General features: G+C 38.9%; 16 protein-coding genes. 15 read left to right on the plus strand and 1 reads right to left on the minus strand.

The annotated features are described in order from the left end of the window. The first annotated feature begins 532 nt into the window (after nt 1-532). From ICJ84_RS16290 to ICJ84_RS16350, 13 genes are all read left to right on the plus strand, one after another. Complete coding sequence (locus ICJ84_RS16290) at nt 533-1,918, plus strand: asparagine synthetase B family protein (RefSeq protein ID WP_188217488.1); 1,386 nt, start codon at nt 533-535, stop codon at nt 1,916-1,918. Nucleotides 1,919-2,131: 213 nt separating this feature from the next. Beyond that, nucleotides 2,132-3,046 carry a glycosyltransferase family 2 protein gene (locus ICJ84_RS16295; RefSeq protein WP_188217489.1) on the plus strand — a complete coding sequence of 305 codons (915 nt, stop codon included), beginning with the start codon at nt 2,132-2,134 and terminating at the stop codon, nt 3,044-3,046. A gap of 90 nt (nt 3,047-3,136) precedes the next feature. Next, complete coding sequence (locus ICJ84_RS16300) at nt 3,137-4,276, plus strand: glycosyltransferase (protein ID WP_241748777.1); 1,140 nt, start codon at nt 3,137-3,139, stop codon at nt 4,274-4,276. A gap of 3 nt (nt 4,277-4,279) precedes the next feature. Further along, nucleotides 4,280-5,464 carry a glycosyltransferase family 4 protein gene (locus ICJ84_RS16305; protein WP_241748778.1) on the plus strand — a complete coding sequence of 395 codons (1,185 nt, stop codon included), beginning with the start codon at nt 4,280-4,282 and terminating at the stop codon, nt 5,462-5,464. Between the two features lie 4 nt (nt 5,465-5,468). Continuing rightward, entirely contained in the window at nt 5,469-6,524 is a 1,056-nt protein-coding gene (locus ICJ84_RS16310; RefSeq protein ID WP_188217491.1) for an exostosin domain-containing protein, read from the plus strand. 10 nt (nt 6,525-6,534) lie between these two features. Continuing rightward, nucleotides 6,535-7,863, plus strand: a complete 1,329-nt coding sequence (locus tag ICJ84_RS16315; protein WP_188217492.1) for a glycosyltransferase family 2 protein — start codon at nt 6,535-6,537, stop codon at nt 7,861-7,863. A 35-nt stretch (nt 7,864-7,898) separates the two neighbouring features. Continuing rightward, nucleotides 7,899-8,837 (plus strand): GNAT family N-acetyltransferase, encoded by a 939-nt coding sequence (locus tag ICJ84_RS16320; RefSeq protein WP_188217493.1) that lies wholly within the window; start codon nt 7,899-7,901, stop codon nt 8,835-8,837. A gap of 5 nt (nt 8,838-8,842) precedes the next feature. Next, entirely contained in the window at nt 8,843-9,661 is an 819-nt protein-coding gene (locus ICJ84_RS16325) for a polysaccharide deacetylase family protein (protein ID WP_188217494.1), read from the plus strand. Next, nucleotides 9,658-10,749 carry a glycosyltransferase family 4 protein gene (locus ICJ84_RS16330; protein WP_188217495.1) on the plus strand — a complete coding sequence of 364 codons (1,092 nt, stop codon included), beginning with the start codon at nt 9,658-9,660 and terminating at the stop codon, nt 10,747-10,749. Before ICJ84_RS16325 ends, ICJ84_RS16330 begins: the two co-directional genes overlap by 4 nt. Further along, nucleotides 10,746-11,879, plus strand: coding sequence for a glycosyltransferase family 4 protein (locus ICJ84_RS16335; RefSeq protein ID WP_188217496.1), 1,134 nt, complete (start codon nt 10,746-10,748; stop codon nt 11,877-11,879). The genes ICJ84_RS16330 and ICJ84_RS16335 overlap by 4 nt, the downstream gene beginning before the upstream one ends. An 88-nt stretch (nt 11,880-11,967) precedes the next feature. Then, nucleotides 11,968-13,287 (plus strand): O-antigen ligase family protein, encoded by a 1,320-nt coding sequence (locus ICJ84_RS16340; protein WP_188217497.1) that lies wholly within the window; start codon nt 11,968-11,970, stop codon nt 13,285-13,287. Continuing rightward, nucleotides 13,250-14,260 (plus strand): glycosyltransferase family 4 protein, encoded by a 1,011-nt coding sequence (locus ICJ84_RS16345; RefSeq protein ID WP_188217498.1) that lies wholly within the window; start codon nt 13,250-13,252, stop codon nt 14,258-14,260. The genes ICJ84_RS16340 and ICJ84_RS16345 overlap by 38 nt, the downstream gene beginning before the upstream one ends. Before the next feature lie 62 nt (nt 14,261-14,322). Further along, nucleotides 14,323-15,714, plus strand: a complete 1,392-nt coding sequence (locus tag ICJ84_RS16350; protein ID WP_188217499.1) for a sugar transferase — start codon at nt 14,323-14,325, stop codon at nt 15,712-15,714. Between the two features lie 1,135 nt (nt 15,715-16,849). Here ICJ84_RS16350 and ICJ84_RS16355 read toward each other — a convergent pair. Then, nucleotides 16,850-17,728, minus strand: coding sequence for a helix-turn-helix domain-containing protein (locus tag ICJ84_RS16355; RefSeq protein WP_188217500.1), 879 nt, complete (start codon nt 17,726-17,728; stop codon nt 16,850-16,852). 259 nt (nt 17,729-17,987) lie between these two features. On the opposite strand from ICJ84_RS16355, the gene ICJ84_RS16360 reads away from it, so the two are divergent. Together ICJ84_RS16360 and ICJ84_RS16365 are read left to right on the plus strand one after the other, a co-directional pair. Beyond that, the gene (locus ICJ84_RS16360; RefSeq protein ID WP_188217501.1) at nt 17,988-19,637 is read left to right on the plus strand and encodes an alpha-L-fucosidase; all 1,650 of its coding nucleotides are present in this window, start codon (nt 17,988-17,990) and stop codon (nt 19,635-19,637) included. A gap of 49 nt (nt 19,638-19,686) precedes the next feature. Beyond that, nucleotides 19,687-21,606, plus strand: coding sequence for a glycoside hydrolase family 97 protein (locus ICJ84_RS16365; RefSeq protein WP_188217502.1), 1,920 nt, complete (start codon nt 19,687-19,689; stop codon nt 21,604-21,606). Nucleotides 21,607-21,831: the final 225 nt, after the last annotated feature.

The raw sequence follows: 21,831 nt of genomic DNA on the forward strand, positions 1-21,831 counted from the left end.
GTCATCCTGAACTCGTTTCAGGATCCAGTTACTTTTTTTAGCGATGAAAATCGACGTAGGAGATTCATGAACACCTTGAGTTAAAATATAGACTAGTGAATAAAAAAGTAAGGAGCTTCAAGAACCCTTAAATTAAAATATAGATTAGTGAGCTAAAAAAGTAAATCCATTTGTTTAAAACAGCAACAGCAAACTACGACTTCACACCTCACCTTGTCACCCTGAGCGCAGTCGAAGGGTCACACCCCACTGTCATTCCGCACTTGATGCGGAATCCATTTATCTAAGCGCAACAACCCACAACCGAAAACAGACAACAGACGACTAACGTTTCACACCTCACGTTTCCCGTTTCACACCTCACGACTTACGTTTCACGTCTCAATTTTATCCTCATCTGTTACCAGTCATCATCAGGGTATTCAAAATCGGGCTTCGACTCTGCTTAGCCGGACATTTTACTTAATAAATCAATGATAATAAGTCATGACTATGGGCTTATAAAATGAAAATTAAGTATCTTCGAACCTGCATGAATCATATACAAACACCAATCATTCCCATAACGCAACAATTTGCCAAGCGCAAGGATGTTACTCATGACATCCATAAAGAAGCCCTGTGTGTGTATGTCGCGTTGGGATTTTTTTTAGGAGAGGATGCATTTTATAAAGACGAGCGGGTGCTGCAATCTGGGCGTCAATATACCTTAGATGCTCAAAAGCAGGTCGTTTCTGAACAATCGTATTTTAAATGGTACCACACACCACGATCCATTTCCTTTAAATCGGCGCTCGATGAGTATACCGATTTGTTTGAAGATATTGTAAAAAAACAGTCCTTATATCAACCGGTTATTTTACCACTTTCTGGCGGACTCGACAGCAGGACACAGGCGGTAGCTTTAGATTATTTGAAGGTAGATGTAACAAGTTACTCATATAGTTTTAAAGGGGGGTATAAGGAGCATGCTTTAGGGAAAGCCATTGCTGATACCTGTGGCTTTAAGTTTGATGCTTTTGAAATTCCGGAAGGCTATTTATGGAAAAACATGGAAGAGCTCGCGCAGATAAATCATTGCTATTCCGATTTTACGCATCCCCGACAGATGGCGATTCTAAACGAGTTAAAGCAGATGCAGGGCGCATTTAGCTTAGGGCATTGGGGAGATGTATTATTTGATAGCGGTATTAAAACAACAGAGGAAGATTTGTCGGTTGTAGATATCGTTTATAAAAAAATCGTCAAACCTGGCGGATTGGTTCTGGCGAGTATGCTATGGGAACAATGGGGATTGCATGGTGGTTTTGAAGCTTATTTAAAAGCAAGGTTACAGGAGTTGTTAGATGACATTAATATTGAAAACAAAAGTGCGAAGGTAAGAGTGTTTAAATCGATGTATTGGGCACCGCGCTGGACCAGTGTTAATTTGTCGGTGTTTCAGGAGGCGCACCCCGTTAATTTGCCGTATTATGATGACCAGATGTGTCGTTTTATCTGTGAACTCCCCGAGGCATATTTGGCGAATCGCCAATTACAAATAGAATATATAAAACAGCGTCATCCTGAGGTGGCTAAAATCACATGGCAGGCGCAAAAACCCTATAATCTGTATAATTTTCATAAAAATAAATCCCCTTGGAATTTACCGTGTCGGGTAACACATAAATTGAAACGAAGTTTGAGTGAGTTGATGGGTCGTAAATGTATTCAACGTAACTGGGAATTGCAATTTTTGGGAAAGACCAATGATGAAACTTTGAAACATTATGTGTTTGATGAGGCGTTTTTAGAGTTTGTTGGAGGAGATACGGTGCAACATATTTATAATAAGTTTAACGGAGCAGAGGCGGTGAAATATGCACATCCCTTAAGTATGTTATTAACTTTGAGTGTGTGGAGACAAGGTGAAATGTAAGACGTGAAACATGAAGCGAGAGATGTGAAGTGTGAGAAGTGGGACGATTCACGTTTCACGATTTCTGATTCGCGAATTAAGTTGTTGGTTATCAATGTAAAATGGATTTAAGTATTAAATAAAAAACATTAAATATCCATGATCAGACTTAATCATACAACGGAATGTTAATAGGATGTTCCATGTGTCCTTAAAAATAATAAATATTAGCACATGAAAGTATCTGTTATTTTACCGGTGTATAACGGGGCCGGTACCTTAAAAGAAACCCTCGATAGTCTGGTCAACCAAACCTATCAGGATTTCGAGCTTCTGGCTTGCATTGATGGCACAAAAGATGCTTCTAAAGATATTTTAGAACAATACCGGAATCGGTTTAAGGTCTTGAGGATTTTAGAGAATACAACAAACCGAGGGCTGGGGCCTACTATGAATCGTTTGGTTACTGAAACACAGGGGGAATACCTCGCTATTGCCGAGCAGGACGATTATTATTATCCGGAACGTCTGGCCTTACAGGTTGCTGTGCTGGACAAGCAACCAAAAGTAGGTATGGTTTCAGGGATTGCCGAGTTTTGGGACGGTGAGCGCGTTACCATGCAGTTTCCGGGATTACTGGTGCATGGCGGGCAGTATCCGGAAGGCGAAGCCATGTTTTTATTAAATTACAGGAAGCAGCTAAAAGTAGCTAACAGTTGTATGATGTTTAGAAAGTCTGTCCATATCGAAAATGGATTGTATTTTACCCAGCACCATCCCAGTATAGGGGTAGACTGGACTTATGTGTTGCGGTTTTCTTTAGTATCCAGGGTTTATGGTTTGCATCAGGTTTTGGTACGTTTAGATAGAAGACAGAATAGAACCTCGGTAACGACTAAAACAGAGCAAATGTTTAAGGGGTCCAGAGAATTATTACGAAGTTTTGCCTATGAATATCCTGAGTTGATTTCAAAAAAAGATTTTAACTATGCCATGCGGGGGCAACTGTCAAAAGAAGTGAATCACTTGAGTGGCTTGAGGTTTGTTTTTGTGTCTTTGTTCTATGTGTTCAGGTATCCTTTCGATACCCGATTCAGACAAAGCTTGTTAAAACGCATAAAAATAAAGTTAAATAAAATATCGGTTTAAGAGATTTTTAAAAGCTAAAAATGGTACCGAGAATTCAGTATTAATAAAAAAAGTAGTTATATATTTAAGTTTAGGTCTATTTAAAATGTTATGACAGCAGATCAAAAGAAAATAAAAATCCTATTTACCATCCCCAATTTTGATACGGCAGGAAGTGGTAAAGTGGTTTATGATCTGGTGAGAGGCCTAAACCCCGAGCGCTTTGAGGTACATATCGCCTGCCAGCATGATAGAGGCGCATTTTTCAAAGAGGTGGAGGCCTTAGGGATGCCAGTACATATAATCAACACGACTGTAAATTACAGACCCTATACAGCGTTATTAAAGCGATTAAAGCCTCTCATTCGTTTTTTTAAAGTACAGCAGTTCGACATCATCCATTCCTGGCACTGGAGCAGTGACTGGACGGAGGCACTTGCCGCAAGATTGGCCGGGGTGCCATGGATATATACCAAAAAGGCGATGAGCTGGGGGAATAAGCACTGGCATATAAGAAGTCTTCTGGCGCATTACATCATCACCATTAACGATCAGATGTATGATTTTTTCCCTTGGAAGAAACAGCAAAAACTAATACCACTGGGCATAGATACGCGCTATTATGCGCCGAAAAAGGTATTAGCCCCTGAAGCACCGGTTGAGGATGCTGTATTTCGTATCATTACAGTAGCAAATCTCGTGCCTGTAAAAGGGGTAGAGGTGTTGATAAATGCCCTGCACCAGCTGCAGGACGCGAAAGTGAAGTTAATGGTGTTAGGCGACGATACCGGCGATTATGGCCAGAATTTAAAAGCATTATGTAAAACGCTTGGGGTAGAGCAACAGGTAGATTTTTTAGGAAAACAACCCGATGTAAGACCCTATCTGGCAATGGCGAATGTATATGTAATACCAACCTTGAATGAAGGCAGACGAGAAGGGATGCCTATGGCTTTGGTAGAAGCCATGAGTATGGGGGTTCCGGTATTAGGTTCAGGTATTGCAGGTGTAAATTATGTGTTGAGAGGGTTTCCTGGTTTGTTATTTCAGGCAGGAAATGTAGAGGAGTTAGTGGAAAAATTGCGTGTAAGAATGCAGTGTTCTAAAGAACAAAATAGTAAATTGGGCCAGGCACTCAGGACCTATTGTGAAGAGCACTTTAGTTATAAGCTGTTTATAAAGCGGCATGAGACCTTATATCTGGATATTTTAGAAAAGAAGGTATCTAACCGCCAAGTTGAACATGTTTAATAAATGATGCCAAAAATGACCATTGCCTTAATATTGCCGGTACCTCCCGGGTATTCAGAAACCTTTTTTAAATCTAAAATAAGGGGGTTGCAGGATAATGGTTATAAAGTAATACTGGTAACGGCTGCAACGAAAGATAGGTTTAAAGACTGTAAACATGTGGTACATCCTAAGGTGTATAAATCGCTTATAAAACAAAGTCTGGCAATGCTTATTGTAGGCCTTGGCCTGTTGCCGCATATAAAGCAGGTGATCCGTTATGTGCGTCTGGAACGCAAGAATAAAACAACTTTAAAACGAATAATTGAAAAGGTTTATATTAATGCGACCTTGTTAAAACTTAAGGCCGACTGGCTGCATTTTGGTTTTGCGACCATGGCCATACAACGCGAATTGGTTGCTAAAGCGATAAAAGCTAAAATGGCGGTGAGTTTTAGAGGATATGATATTAATGTATATCCCTTAAAAAATAAAGAGGTTTATAAGTTATTATGGAAAAACGTAGATAAAGTGCATAGTATTTCTAACGATTTATTACAGCGGGCTTATGCTTTAGGTTTGTCGGAAACAAAAAACTATCAAATAATTACGCCAGCTGTGAATATTAAAAACCTTCCTGTTTTGAGAGAAAGGGAATTATCAGCACCTTTAAAAATGGTTACTATTGCAAGATTACATTATATAAAAGGAGTAGACCTATTATTAGAAACAGCTCATATATTAAACCAGAGAGGAGTCAATTTTATTTGGGAAATTATTGGAGGAGGTCAAGCACAGGATGAAGAACGTTACCTATACCAATGCTACAAATTAGGATTGAAAAATAAAGTAAAATTCAAAGGTAAACTAGACCATAAAGAAACACTAGATGTTTTAGGTCAAACCGATTTATATATTCAAACCAGCTTGATAGAGGGGTTTTGTAATGCTGTGCTGGAATCTCAAAGTTTAGGAAAAATAAGTATTGCATTTGATACAGGGGGGCTTAAGGAAAATATCAAAGATGGAGAAACAGGCTTTTTAGTAAAACCAAATGACACCGTAGCTATGGCAAACATGATAGAGTATGTGATTGGACTTTCTGAGGCAGAAAAACAAAAAATGCAACAATTAGCTATTAGAAGAGTTAAACAACAGTTTAATATAGAGCAACAGCAACAAGCATTTGTTGCATTTTTTACCGCTTAGGTTTATGAATGTGCATTACCCCGATTTTCATTATGATAAAAATTACAGGTCGGAAACCTTTCCTTTGCTGCGCGCTTTTTTAAAAGGAAAAGAATTTACAGATCTGCAACGCATAGCGATGTATGGCGTTTCAAATAAGGATTTTAATATCGTTAATGAGATTCATCAAGCAGAGGTTTGTGTTTTACCCATGTCATGGAATTATTATGTAAAAACAAAGCAGTTAAAATTAGCACAAGACTATATTGAAAACTGCAAAAATGCTGATAAACAGGTCTGGTCTTTTGTGTCAGGAGACCATAGTGTAAAACATCCGGACTACGATCATGTTTTTGTATTTCGGTTAGGAGGTTATAAGTCAAAGAAAAATTTGAATCATAAAGGGATGCCGGTGTTTATTGGCGATTATTTGTGTAAAAATGAGTTGTCAGAAAATTATTTGCCCCAAAAATATAAAATCAAGCCGCTTGTTGGTTTTTGCGGACAGGCAAATCCATCCAGATTACAAGCGGGTTTCGATATCATAAAAAAAAGCTGGTTTAATATAAAGAGTAAAACAGGGTTAAGTTTTTATGAGCCGGAAGCCTTACTGGCCACCTCATATTTAAGAGCTAAGTTGTTACAGCAATTGAGCAAATCTGAAGCGGTTTCAGATCAATTTATATTAAGGAAACGCTACAGAGCAGGTGTTTCAAAGGGAAAAGATACCCATCAAACCACCCTGGAGTTTTATAATAATTTACTCGAATCTCATTATGTGTTGTGTGTTCGAGGTGGTGGTAATTTTTCGGTTCGTTTTTTTGAAACCTTAATGATGGGACGTATTCCAATATACATACATACCGATGGCTTTTTACCCTTAAGCGACCAGATTGACTGGAAACAGCATGTGGTTTGGATAGACTCCAGTGAACAAGATAAAATTGTAGAAAAAGTAGTATCTTTTCACAGTCAATTAAATCCAGAACGATTAAAGTCGTTATCTGAAAGCAACAGAAAATTATGGGAAGAAAAATTGACGATGAAAGGCTTTTTTAAAACAGTTTCCAAGAGTATTTAATTGATATAAAATGATATTTCATTTTTTAAAGTATATAAAACCAATTTGGTATTTTAATTTAAAACCAGAAGTTGATTATGCTTATTTTCCTTCTGAAGAGTTATTAGATAAGTATGGTGTTGACTTGGCTTTAGATGCTAATTTTGTTAGTGATATAGCACAAAGGCGAGATTTGGCATGGAGAGGGTTTCAGCTGGGATGCATTCAAACGACAGGTGAAACGGGGATGGATATATGGCGTGATGAACATATACCTTTAGAGGATGAGTATTGCTTTTTAAGAAAATATTTCCACAAAGCCTGGGTGTTTTATGTATTGGTTATTAGGCTGACCTTATTTCATAATCCTCTTAAGGAGCTAAAGGCGTTTTTTAAAACACAACATATTAAACGTTTGGCAATGTATAAAAATCATATTCCCTACAAGGACTATGAAAGTTTTGCAAGCGATTTAATAATTAAAAGGCCCTTGGTATCCATTGTGATTCCAACATTAAACCGCTACGAATATTTAAAAAATGTTTTTAAAGATCTGGAGAGGCAGACTTATAAGCATTTTGAAGTGATTGTTGTTGATCAAACCGATGATTTTAAAGAAGAGTTTTATCTAGGATGGAATCTGGATCTGAAGTACTGGCACCAAAAAGAAAAAGCCTTATGGCGTGCAAGAAATGAAGCCATAGCATTAGCTAAAGGCGATTACATTCTGCTTTATGATGATGATTCGAGGGTGGAGGTGAATTGGATAGAACAGCATTTAAAAACCTTGGATTTTTTTAAGGCCGATGTGTCAAGTGGGGTGTCTTTAAGTGTAGTGGGAGCAGAAATACCGGAACATTACAGTTATTTTCGCTGGAGCGACCAACTGGATACCGGAAATGTGTTACTAAAGAAAAGCATATTTGAAAAAGTAGGTTATTTCGATCGACAGTTTGAAGGCCAGCGTATGGGCGATGGCGAATTCGGACTGCGTTGCTATCTTGCTGGTTATAAAAATATATCGAACCCTAAAGCGAAACGTATGCATTTAAAAGCAGAGCAAGGCGGTCTGAGGCAAATGGGAAGTTGGGATGGTTGGCGACCTAAAAAGCTTTTTGGACCAAGACCAGTGCCTAGTGTATTGTATTTAACGAGAACCTATTTTGGAAAAATATTAACCCTTTATTTTGTGCTTCAGGGTATTATGCCTTCCTTAGTCTCGTATAAATTTAAAAATAGTAGAGTGTTGAAATTAATTTCATTTTGTTTAATTCCTTTATTTCTGCCTTTTGTTTTAGTTCAGGTTTTGATATCTTGGAGGCTGTCTACGCATAAAATGAATAAAGGCATATGGTGGTAGTAAAGCCTTATGGTAAAGATTTAGAAAGCAGTCATGTGCGTTTTGCTAAAAAATACTGGACAAAAAGGAGACGATTTACTCCTGAATATATCTATTGGAAATTTCGAGGGCAAGACCAAGCTACATTAGAATCATTTTTATTGGCAGAAAAAGAAGGGGAGGTTATTGGCCAATTCGGAATCATACCTTGTCATTTAAAAGTAGATGAAAAAATTTATGATGCGCAATGGGCATGCGATTTAATGGTAGATAAAACGGCCAGAGGACAGGGCGTCGCATATGAACTCTATGAATTTGCCCATAAAAAGGCTTCTGTTACCTTAGGCAGCGACCCTAGTCCGGCGGCAAGTAAGTCAATGCTAAAGAATGGTTATGTACTGGTCCCTGGGCCAAGGAAATTTATTTTTCCCGTAAAAATAGGCGAAGCTTTTAAGTTGAAAAAAGTAAATAGCAGTCTGTTGAATTATTGCTATAATCCTTTTTTATTTTTAATCCGATGCTTTCCAAAATCAGGATTTCAAAAAATCAGTAGTAAAGAGTATTTGAGTTTGATAAAAAGAGATTCGAATGAGTTTATGTATTGTGCTTATAATAAAGCCTTTTTAAATTGGAGATTTTCTTCTTTTAAATCTTATTATTCAGGGATAGATTGTTATAAAAAAAATGCTGATAATTTTTTTTCCGGTTATATGAATGGACAGGTGTATTATATAACCGATTTTAATTGTTCTAATGTTAGGTTTTTTTTTGAAATTATTCATTTTATTTATTCTAAACATAAAGCTTCGCCTATTTTGAGAGTCAAGTTTTTTTCTAATAATTCGAAACTTTCCGGAATATTACCTTTTTTAGGTTTTGTTAGATTTCGTACATTAACACAAATTGTATTATATACAACAAATGAAGCTATTTTGAGAGCTGTTAAAACGAAGAAGTTTTATTATACACTTTTAGATTCTGATGAAAATATTTAATTAATGTGAAGAAAAAAATTGTAGTAATCTGGGATTTTGATGGGCCCATAGGGCAGATAAATGCAACCTATCCGTATAACTTTAATTTTTCGAATTTAGAAGCTGAAATCTGTAATGTGAGGTGGCTTTTAACGGAGCTAAAAAGAAGAAATATAATCTGTTGTTTTGCTGTTACAGGGTTTTCTGCCGAACAAGGCGTGTATCCTTTTAATGTTCCGGAATTAATAGAAGAAATTTCTATGGAAGGTCATGAGATAGCTTCGCACGGTTGGAAACATGAATGGATTCCTTTATTTAAGCAGGGGCAGGTTGATAAAAGTTTAAGACGAAGCAAAAAGGTTTTAGAAGAAGCTATAAATGAAAGACAACGGGTTACAGGTTTTGTTCCGCCGCACAACAGACCCATGAGCTGGATAAAGCGTGGCGCATTTAGTTTAGGAGACAGGGGACTTTATCCTTTTTTTAAGATGGGTGATAATGAGCAGTTAATAAAATTACTGAAGAAAAATGAATATGGTTGGGTTCGGGTGTCTTTTAAACACAGATTAAAAGCCGTGTTTTCAAAAAAAAGAAATATTACAGGTCGAGTTTTTAATTATCATGGATTTTTAATTTTAGAGAACCATTATCCAGGTTTCGATCAGAAAGTTATAGATCATATTTTATCTACAAATCATGAAACCTATACCATTAGTGCACATCCTTATATGTTATCACTGGAAAATAAGATAGAATCCAAAGAGCATTTTTTAAATTTCATGGATGTATTGTTGGCATCAGGTCAGTCAATAGAATTTGTAACGCCTTCGCAATTAGTGATATGAAAAGAATCCTTTTAGTCACTTCAGAATTTCCACCCCAGCCCGGAGGTATAGGTAACCATGCCTTACATGTAGCTGATGCTCTGGGTAACGAAGGCTATAAGGTAACGGTGGTGGCCGATCAGCGCTCGCAAGATGGCCATGTGGAAGCCGAATTCGATAAAACCCTGCCTTTTTCAGTATCCAGAATAAAAAAGCAGGCGTTACGGCCCCTGATGTATATCAATAGAGTGGTTGAGGTATTCCGGTTATTGGTATCGGCTGATTACGTGCTTGCCTCCGGCAAGTTTGCTTTATGGAATGTGGCCTTTTGTAATATATTTAGAAAACGGTTTAGCCTGGCCGTGGTACATGGCACGGAAGTGAATTTACCGGCCGCATTACCAAAGCTATTGGTCGAGCAGGCCTTAAGGCAATTCGATAAAGTGGTTGCGGTTTCCACATACACAAAACAATTTATAAGGCATTTAGGCTTAGAGGTTAGGGTGGTGCCTAACGGCATAGCCTGTGCCAGTTGGAAAAATATAAAAAGCGAAGCGGTGACATTATCGGGGGAGCCTAAACTCATCACGGTAGGTCGCATTAGTGAACGCAAGGGCCAGCAGGAGGTGCTAAAACTAGTACCTGAACTTTTAAAACACTTTCCAGAAATACATTACCATTGTGTGGGCATAGATGCAGAAGCAGAGCAGCTTAAACGCCTGGCCAAAGATTTAGGGGTGTCTAATCACTTCACCTGCCATGGGGTATTGGAACAAAATAAATTGAAAAGCGGCTTGGCGCAGAGTGATATATTCATCATGCTCAGCAAACCCGGACAAAAGGGGGATGTCGAAGGTTTTGGAATAGCCATATTGGAAGCCAATGCTTTGGGAGTTCCTGCCATTGGAGCCTATGGTAGCGGAGTAGAAGAGGCCATTTCAAGAGGACAATCGGGAGGACTTATAAACATAGGCGATTACCAAGCCTTAAAGGGACTCATAGATGATATTTTAAAGAATAAAGAAAGCTATAGGAACGGGGCAGAACAATGGGCGAAAGCGCATGATTGGAGTTGTATAGTGAAACAATATACCGCCTTACTACCATGAAACAGTTAACCATCATTTCACATACCGAACATTATACGAATACCGATGGCATACTGGTGGGCTTTGGGCCTACCGTAACGGAAATCAATCACCTGTTGAAGCTCTTTGATAAAATTGTGCATGTGGCGGTTTGGTACGATACCAAGGCACCGGCCAGTGCCCTGCCTTATGCCTCAGCAGCCATTCAGTTTGTGGCCTTGCCTGCCGTTGGCGGGAAAACCCTGAGTCGCAAAAGTCAGGTGATTTGGCAGGCCCCCGGAATATTAAAAATCATTAAGCAAAGCGTAAAGGAGAGCACACATGTGCAGTTCAGAGCACCTACGGGAATGGGGGTGTATGTCATTCCCTATGTAATGGGGCTAACGGCTAAGCAGGTATGGTTTAAATATGCCGGAAACTGGAAACAGGAAAAGGCGCCTTTAGCCTACCAGTGGCAACGTTGGTTGTTGAAAAACCAAAAGCGTAAGGTCACCATAAACGGAACCTGGGCAGACCAGCCCAGCCACTGCCTGTCCTTTGAAAACCCTTGTATAACAGAGCCGGAACTTCAGGACGGCGCAAGCGTGCGCAGGGAAAAGGTGTTGCCTGAAAGCGGCATCGCCCTGTGTTTTGTGGGACGACTGGAAACGGCCAAAGGCATCGATATGTTCCTCGAAAGTCTGGAGGCGCTATCAGAAGCGGATAAAGCAAAGCTGGGAACCGTGCATATCGTTGGAGAAATGAAGGAGGGGTATTCCGAAGCGGACTTGATGGTGTCTGGTGTATCGCTAAAGTACCACGGTACATTAGCCAGAAAGGCATTGCATAGCATCTATAAACAAAGCCATTTTATTGTCTTGCCTTCCAGATCGGAAGGCTTTCCAAAGGTCATTTCTGAGGCCTTAAATTTTGGCTGTGTCCCCGTGGTGTCGAATGTCTCGGCCATTGGGCAATATATTAAAAACGGAGAACAGGGCATTTTAATTGAAATGTTAACGACAGCAGGAGTAAAGACAAAACTCCGGCAGTGTTTAAGTTTAAGTCCTGAGTCCTTCAAAAAAATGATATCCCGGGAGGCGCATGTCTATAACCGGTTTTCATACGAATACTATAATCAACGCATATGGAAGGAGGTTTTGAACAACTCCTGATGTGGTTATAAAAGAAATTATATATTTACCGTTTTACAATCTGTAAATAAAAGCTTTGAGGATAAAGGATAAACACATATCTGTAATATTGCTCCATATCATCATAGGAGTACTGGTGTATTTTAGTGAAGGCCTGGCGAAGTTTTATTTTTTATCAGCTGTAGCCTATTGGCTGCTGAAGATTCTTAATGCGCCAAAAAAGGATAAGGGCATAGCAGTATTATGTGCCTGTGCGTACATCGTTGGAGCCGAGGTGTTTTTAAGAATGAATCATGGGACCTTTTTCTATGAAGCCAGTAAGTATCTGGTGATGTTGTTTAGTCTCATGGGGCTGTTTTACAAAGGCTTCAGATTATATGCCATGCCTTATGTGTTTTATTTACTCTTGTTAATTCCGGGAATCTATGTGTCCATGTATGCCTTAAATGTAAGTGTGAACCTTAGGAAGGCTGTGGCCTTTAATTTAAGTGGTCCGGTATGCCTGGGGATATCGGCCTTATTTTGTTTTGGACTGAGTATAACCAGATTGCAGTTAGAGCGGATGTTAAATGCAGCCCTCTATCCGCTAATAAGTTTGCTGTTTTACATTATATGTTTTAATCCGGATGTGTCAGAGGTGGTAAGAGGTACAGACTCTAATTTTGCCACATCGGGAGGCTTTGGGCCAAACCAGGTAGCCACAGTGCTGGGCTTGGGGGCCTTTTTTATGGCGGTAAGATTTTTTGTCTTTAGCAATACATCCTGGTTAAGATATCTCGATTTGTTCTTTGTGCTGCTGTTTACATTTCGAGCGGTAGTAACATTCAGTCGGGGTGGGGTATTGACCACGGCAGTCATGCTGGCTTGTTTTTTATTCTTTCAGTTTAAATTCATGAATAAGAGCAAACGAAGCCATATGCTGGCATCTTTAGTGCTGTTTGCAGGAATGCTTTTGGGGGCTTGGGTGTATTCATCCATTCAAACCAGAGGATTGATTGATAAACGCTATGCCAATGAGGATGTAAGAGGTGTTGAAAAAGAAGATATTACCACCGGCCGTGTGTATTTGTTTCAGCAGGAAATAGAAGAATTTTTTAATCATCCGTTTCTGGGGGTTGGCGTGGGGCGTATTAAAGATATCAGGTTTCAGGAAACCGGCATTCAGGTGGCTTCACATAACGAAGTAAGTCGGATCATAGCAGAGCATGGTTTATTGGGAATACTGGCGTTTTCAATATTACTGCTTACGCCGTTAGTTTTAAGATTGGGAGACCGAAGCAATGTCTTGTTTTTTTCCTTTTACTTTTTCTGGTTTTTAACCATTAACCACTCGTCCATGCGTATTGCCGCACCAGCCTTTATATATGCCTTAAGCTTATTACATATTAAACATGACCAACCTCGTTTACATAGGGAACAAATTAAATAATGCCCGGGCGACGGTCACGTCAATCGATGTGTTGGGACCTTTGCTGGAAAACGAAGGCTATCGGGTCACCTATGCATCAGGTAAATCGAATAAAACACTTCGCTTTTTAGACATGCTGTTTACCGTATGGAAAAGCCGAAGAACTACCGACTATGTTTTGATAGATACCTACAGCACGCTTAATTTTTACTATGCCTTTGCAGTGAGTCAGGTATGCAGATGCTTGCAAATAAAGTATATACCCATCTTGCATGGTGGCAACTTGCCTGAACGACTGGAACGACATCCTAAAATGAGTCAGGCTGTATTTAATCATGCGTTTGCCAATATGGCGCCATCATTATATCTGAAAACCGCATTTGAATCTAAAGGCTATACCAGCATAGTTAATATTCCTAACGCTATAAACCTCGGGGCCTATGCTTTTAAAGAGCGCACCATAGATGAGATACAGCTGCTTTGGGTGCGGGCATTCCACAAAACCTACAACCCATTGTTGGCCATCGCTGTTGTAAAAGCCTTACAGGCAACGGGAGCATCAGCAACCCTAACCATGGTGGGCCCCGATAAGGACGGAACCTTACAGCAGGCTAAAGCATATGCTGAGAAACAGGGGGTAACCGTAAAATTTACAGGAAAATTGGAAAAGGCAGAGTGGATAACCTTATCGCAGCAGTGTAATGTCTTTATTAACACCACGCATTTCGATAATATGCCGGTGAGCGTATTGGAAGCCATGGCATTAGGCTTACCGGTAGTGTCCACCAATGTAGGAGGGATGCCTTATATAATAAATGACCAGACAGATGGTATTCTGGTAGAACCGGATGCCGTTCAGCCTTTTGTGGAGGCCATACAGGGACTTAAAAAGGATCCCGATTTGACAAAAAAAATCACACGAAATGCACGAAAAAAAGTTGAACAGTACGATTGGGAAATTGTTAAAGACTTGTGGAAGAGTTTGTTAGTTTAAAGTGGTTTTGATACAATAAACTTTCTATATTTACAGCATCTCAAATCAATTGTTGCATAAAAATGTTCAAAGAGGGAGTACATTTTAACATTTCAGAACGCAAGGTCTTATTGCGTCTGGTCGATGTGCTCGTGGTGTTAATTGTACTTTGTTTTGTGAGTAGTAGTTTCAGCTTCGACTATTTTACAATATCTAAGGAACGCTGGCGCTGGGTTTTGGTCCTCATACTGTACCTAAGTATTTTCGGTACCATTTTTGAACTTTACGATTTACAGAAGTCCAGTAAACTGGATAAAATTTTTACCAGTATTGTGTTTACAGTATCCACAACGGTATTATTCTATTTTTTAACCCCCTTTTTTACGCCCGAACTTCCCGGGAACCGTTTGCAGATTCTGTACTTTTACTGTGCCATACTCTTTGCCTTGTTACTATGGCGCTATGTGTATCTCACGTTTATTGTATCGCCCCGGTTTTTTAAAAAGGTCCTGGTGGTTGGGGAAACTTCAAATCTGCAGGCCATGATCGATATTTTTAAACAATCCGATCCGAATTATAAGATTTCAGGCTTTGTCAACTGCGAATCCGATCGCGTACCCTCGTTAACCCTGGAGGAGGTGCAGGAGTATCAGACGCATGAGATCCTGGAGGTGGTGAAACGCGAGGGAATCATGGAAATTGTCGTGGTCAATTATAAACCCGATACCATTACGCCCGATGTGTATCAGACCTTAATTACGTTACTGGAATCCGGACTCCCGGTAAGGGAGTATACCCAGGTGTTTGAGGATATGACCTATAGGGTACCGGTACAGTTTGTGGGTAAGGATTTTTATAAATACTTTCCGTTTAGTCGAAATAATAAAAACCGGTTATACCGATTTTTCCAGCGGGTGTTCGATATCGTGATTGCTGTGGTTGGAATGCTGTTGAGTCTGGTGTTTCTGCCTTGTATTGTGTTAGGAAACCTTATTGGAAACCGCGGCCCCTTGTTTTATACCCAGGAACGTGTGGGCATGAACGGCAGGGTCTTTAAAATGATAAAATACCGGACCATGATAAAAAACGCGGAAGATTCAGGAGCGGTTTGGGCAGTTAAAAATGATGGGCGTATCACACCATTCGGACGCTTTCTAAGACATTCCAGATTAGATGAAATTCCGCAGTTTATCAATGTGCTGTTGGGCGACATGAGTTTGATAGGCCCAAGACCAGAGCGTCCGTTTTTTGTTAAGCAATTATCGGAGGTCCTGCCCTTTTACGAAACCCGCCACATGATAAAACCCGGCGTTACCGGTTGGGCGCAGGTAAAAACACGATACGGCTCATCTATAGATGATAGTTTACTCAAGCTGCAATACGATCTGTACTACATCAAACACCGGAGCTTGTTTCTGGATCTCAACATCATGATAAAAACCTTAACCACCGTCATTTTCTTTCGCGGACAGTAATATTTAGTTAAAAGTTTTATTTTTATTTTTAGACAACCCACAACTAACGTCTTACAACTCACGTTTTACGTTTCACATTACCAAACCAAGCCTGTCAAAAATCAGAAATAATAAGTGGAGGAATGAAACTGCGATGCGTAGCATCAAGCATGCAATTCCGAAAACGCATGGTGCTTTAGCAATTTCCTATTTTTTGACTTGACTTTTTTGGTTCTTTTTTGGTCAAGCAAAAAGAGAACATCATGAGTTCTAAATAAAACAATAGACATGGACGAACAAAAACGAACATCTTGCATTCTAAATAAGCCAATAGACATATACGAATCAAAATGAACACGTTAAAATAAAACCCCTTGCTCCAATCAAATCAAGTGTTGGCTAAATTGAATCTTCGATTTCCTGCGTAGGTAGATTTGATATTAAGAGGAGTAAAACCGTTTACCGTCAAATCGAAAAAGGGGCATGATTACTACAAGAAGGGACTGAACAACTGACACCTCACGTTTCACGCTTCACAACCCATTGTCATTCCGTACCTGATGCGGAATCCATTTGTTTAAAACTCACATGTTACATCAAACAATACTTTGACCTAGGATTCATTTCGCAGCAAGGGCAGAGAAGCATGGCCTAGCGAAGCGTTTGCCATGCGCTGTAAAGCCTTAAAGCTAGAGATTCAAGAAAGGAAACATAAGTCTAGACTTTTTTGTTACTTTTTTGGGCAATGCAAAAAAGTAAGGCGATTCATGAACACCCTAAATTAAAATATAGATTAGTGAATAAAAAAGTAAGGGGCTTCAAGAACCCTTAAATTAAAATTATAGATTAGTGAACTAAAAAAGTAAGGAGATTCATGAACACCAAAAATTAAAATATAGATTAGTGAGCTAAAAAACTAAGGAGACTAAAGAAGTAAATCCATCTGTTTAAACCAGCAGTAGTGCCCTTCAAACCGATACTAAACCAACAGTACTTCATCCTGTAGTGTTAACACAATCGCAAGTAAATAACGGTTTACAAAGGAAAGCCGAGTACAGAAGCGGAGGATCATCAAAGGACCGGCCTTACATGCTGGCCTTTCTATATGCGAACCTTCTTGAATGAGGACATTTTTAGCTCATCATACCAATTGAAGTCATCGCAATAACACATGTTCTCTTCTATATTCGCCCGGTGTTAAACTTACAATCTGTTTGAAAATTTTAGAAAAATGGGGTAAATTGGAAAAACCGGTATCTATGGCAATTTCCAGAAAAGTTTTATCTGTTGTTACAATGAGATTCTGAGCCCGTTCTATTCGTTTGTGATGGATGTAATTTAAGGGCCTTTGTCCGGTATGTGTGAAAAATTGTTTCGAAAAATAATCCTGATTTTGGTTGACCCGTTTTGCTAAACCAGCAACAGTGAGATTTTGGTTTAAATGCATTTGAATATAACTCATACTATCCAGGATTTTCGAAGGCATTTTTTGGTGTTTCTTGTGTTTAAAATTGGAATCACTCAAAAACCTGGAAATCAATTGAAAAAGGATGCCTTGGTTTTCAAACGCCTGATGAAGTTTCATGCGCTCATTAAGCGACTTATATTCTTTGTAATAAGCCTCTTTTTCATACACTTTAGGGTTATCAGACCTGTTTATACCGCGACCGGGATTAATGTCAAGCATCCTTTTAATAAGGTAGACGTCCATGTCATTGGCAGGCAGTTTTATCACATTTCTATTCAGACTAAACAAAGAAATGCCTTCAGCAGACTCTTCAAAAAATTGAATAAAATACTGACTTAAAAAATCATCGCAATGCAGATTGCAGATTGTAAAACTCGGAATCAGATATAAATAGCCGGGTTCCAATGTAATTCGCCCAAAACTATCAGAGACCTCACCCTTACCGGCATCTATATAATATAAACGATAATAGGGACTAATAACATGATTAAAATTCCAATTATGATTAAGCTTAACATAATCAATATGTAATAACGAAAAAGAATATTTAAAAGAATTTCGGGCCATTTCTTTGAATAAAAATCGGTTTTGTGTAAAAAAAAATCGGATTTGTATAAAAAAAATAATCCGAAGTCAGACTACATTTGTTTTAAGCCATTACAAAACAATCAGTAAGAAAAACAATTTATAGTATTTTAAAGATAAGTATTTAAATAAAAATCACAACAAAACCTATTTAACAAGCAATAAAAACGAAATGGGGTGACACTTTTAGATGGATGTACAAAGTCGGAAATACATAATATAAATTTTAAACTAATTTCAAATGAACAGAAGAAATGCTTTAAAACTAGGTGCTTCGGCATTAGCCGGACTATATGTGTCACCGATATGGGGGCAATATAAAATATGCAATGCAGCGATTAGGGCTAATGGACCTTTTGAACCTAGTTGGGATTCCCTTGAAAAATATATAGTTCCGGATTGGTTTCGAGATGCTAAATTTGGAATGTGGGCGCATTGGGGACCGCAATGTGAACCCGAAGCAGGCGATTGGTATGGACGCGGAATGTATGAGGAAGGCTCATGGCAGTATAAATATCATGTTGAAAAATACGGACATCCTTCTAAATTCGGTTTTAAAGATATTATCAAGGTATGGAAGGCCGACAACTGGAATCCGGAGGCGTTGGTGAATTTATATAAAGATGCCGGTGCTAAATATTTTATGGCCATGGCCAACCATCATGATAATCTGGATTTATATGATAGTAAGTACCAGCCTAATTGGAATTCGACTAAGCTCGGGCCTGAGAAAGATATTATTGCAGGTTGGGAAAAGGCGGCCCGAAAAGCGGGACTCCCATTTGCGGTTAGTGTGCATGCGGCTCATGCCTGGAATTGGTTTGATACGTCACAGGGAGCCGATAAAAACGGGGCTTTGGCAGGTGTGCCTTACGACGGAAAGTTAACTAAGGCGGATGGAAAGGGAACCTGGTGGGAGGGTTTAGCCCCTCAGGAATTATATGCGCAAAATCATCCGCTAAGTGAAAATCCTTCAGGAAATTCATCTGTGCATAGTCAGTGGAATTGGGGAGATGGCGCGTCATTACCATCTCAGGAATACATAGAAAAATTTTACAATAGAACGGTTGATTTAATTGATAAATACAATCCCGATATGGTGTATTTTGATGATACGGCATTACCATTTTGGCCGATTAGTGATGCTGGTCTGCGAATTGCAGCCTATTTATACAATAAAAGCCTTCAGAAACACAAAACCGTGCAAACCGTGGTAACTGGTAAAATTTTAGATGAGCAACAACGCAAAGCCATGGTATGGGATGTGGAAAGAGGCCAAAGTAATAGCATAGAACCCTTGCCCTGGCAAACCGATACCTGCATTGGAAATTGGCATTACGATAGAGGAGTTTATAATCGCAAACACTATAAATCGGCTAAAACAGTCATTCATACTTTAATTGATGTGGTGAGTAAAAATGGAAATTTGATGCTTAATATTCCTGTTCGTGGCGATGGTACTATTGATGAATTGGAACGCGAAATTGTTACCGAAATTGGGGTTTGGATGACACTGAACGGTAAGAGTATATACGGAACACGGCCCTGGAAAATTTTCGGTGAAGGGCCGCAACAAGAAAGTGCCGGCGCACTGACTGCTCAGGGATTCAACGAAGGCAAAGGAAAGCCTTATACAGCGGCAGATATTCGTTTTGCTCAAAAGGATAAAATACTGTATGCGACTGTTATGGACTGGCCTGAAAATGGAAGAGCTGTGATAAAAAGTTTAGGGAAATCATCACCGTATTACACCAAAAAAATAAGACAAATTAGCTTGGTAAGTACAGGCGAAAAATTGAAATTTAAACAACATGCAGATGCTCTTGAAGTATACTTTCCTGCTGCTAAACCAAAAGCCTCCTATGCCAGTGCACTGGAAATAATATCCTGATGCAAATGGATTTTAGATGACTTTTTAATAACACAAATACCCAAACAAAATGAAATATAGCCTTCTGTTAGTATCTCTGTTTATATTGGCAATATGTTCAATACATGCCCAGGAGATGGTATCACCAAATAAAAAGATTAAAGTAATTGTAGAGCATCAGGCTGGAGCAAAAGTATTGGGAGAGGTATATTTCAAAGTTCTGTATAAAAATAAATCCGGATATACTGAAGTTATACCAAATTCACCTTTAGGGATTTTGCGTAAGGATCAGCAATTTTCGGGTAATTTAAGATGTGTCGGAGAATCAGAGTCTGAACCAGTAAACGAGAAGTATGAAATGATTTCTGGGAAAAGAAAATGGTGTGAAAATTTAGCTAATGAAAAGGTGTTTAAATATGTAAATGCTAACAATAAACCAATGAATATTGTTTTTAGAGTTTATAATGATGGAGTTGCTTTTCGTTATGAATTTACAGAAAAGTCAGATGCATTAACTGAGATTATCGACGAAACTACCACGTATACCATTCCTGAATCAACCCACCGTTGGGTACAACCATTCCATAATTCATATGAAGATTTTTTTCCTTTTTCAGATACAGGAAAGGGTGAAGATAATAAACAAGTTTGGGGCTTTCCGGCACTGTTTAAAATAAACAACAATAATCCGGTTTGGGTATTACTGTCAGAGGCAAATATTACTGAAAATAATTGTGCGGCCAGATTAACAAACATTAAAAACCCAAATCAGTACAAAGTAACCTATCCTCCGGCTAGAAATGATTTTAAGCAGGAAGGGGTGAAAACCACGTTACCGTGGACTTCCCAATGGCATGCCTTAAATATTGGGCAATTGTCGGATGTCGTTGAATCTACCTTAATTACAGATGTTAGTGAACCCGTAAAAATAAAAGAAACAAGTTGGATTAAACCAGGTGCTGTGTCATGGATATATTGGGCTTTTAATCATGGGTCTAAAGATTATCAAAAAGTTGTAGAATACACAGATTTAGCTGTTGAAATGAAATGGCCTTATGTGCTTATTGATTGGGAATGGGATGTTATGACAAATGGTGGCGATATCGTTGCTGCTGTTAATGATGCCAATAGTAAAGGCATCAAACCTTTAATGTGGTATAACTCAGGTACTGAATGGCTGGAGCCAACTCCGGTTGACCGTATGTTAACATCTGAAAAAAGAAATAAGGAATTAGCTTGGCTTAAAGACATTGGGGTTTATGGTATTAAAGTTGATTTTTTTAATGGAGATCAGCAGGATATGATGAAATATTATATCGATATTTTAAAGGATGCTGCAAAATACCAGATAATGGTAAACTTTCACGGCGCAACGGTGCCCAGAGGGTGGGCGCGTACGTATCCAAATGTAATGACTACCGAGGCGGTTTATGGAGCTGAATGGTATAACAATAAATCAGTACTGACCAGCAAGGCTGCCGTGCATAATGCAACATTGCCATTCACTAGAAATGTTATTGGTTCGATGGATTATACACCCGTAACTTTTTCCGATTCCCAGCATCCTCATATCACATCTTATGCTCATGAATTAGCGTTGTCAGTAGTTTTTGAATCCGGTTTTCAACATTTTGCTGATAGACCTCAGGCGTATTATGATTTGCCACAGGAGCCAAAGGAATTTCTGAAAAATGTACCGGTTGCCTGGGATAATACAAAACTGGTAGAGGGATATCCTGGAGAGAACGTTATCATAGCACGCAAAAAAGGAAACCAATGGTATCTGGGAGGCATTAATGGAAAGGATGAAAAACAAACATTACAAATTAATTTTAATTTTCTGGATAAGGGTAAGTATAACATAAAGCTCATTAAAGATGGTGAAGATGATAAGTCATTTGAGGTTGTCGTTTTGAAAGTTAAAAAAGGCAGTGTTTTAAATGTGGAATGTCTTCCAAGAGGAGGATTTGTAGCGGTTTTAGAAAAATAAATGAGTGTTGTTAGGAGAGTTCATGCATTAAGTGAAGCGATGCTTTATTCGATTGTCACCCTGAGCGCAGTCGAAGGGTCACACTCCACTGTCATTCCGCATCTGATGTGGAATCCATTTGTTTAAAACTAGAGATTCAAGAAAAGAATCATAAGTCTAGATTTTTTTGTTACTTTTTTTAGCGATGAAAATCGACGTAGGAGATTCATGAACACCCTAAATTAA

This window comes from Aestuariibaculum suncheonense (assembly GCF_014596935.1).
Taxonomy (GTDB): domain Bacteria; phylum Bacteroidota; class Bacteroidia; order Flavobacteriales; family Flavobacteriaceae; genus Aestuariibaculum; species Aestuariibaculum suncheonense.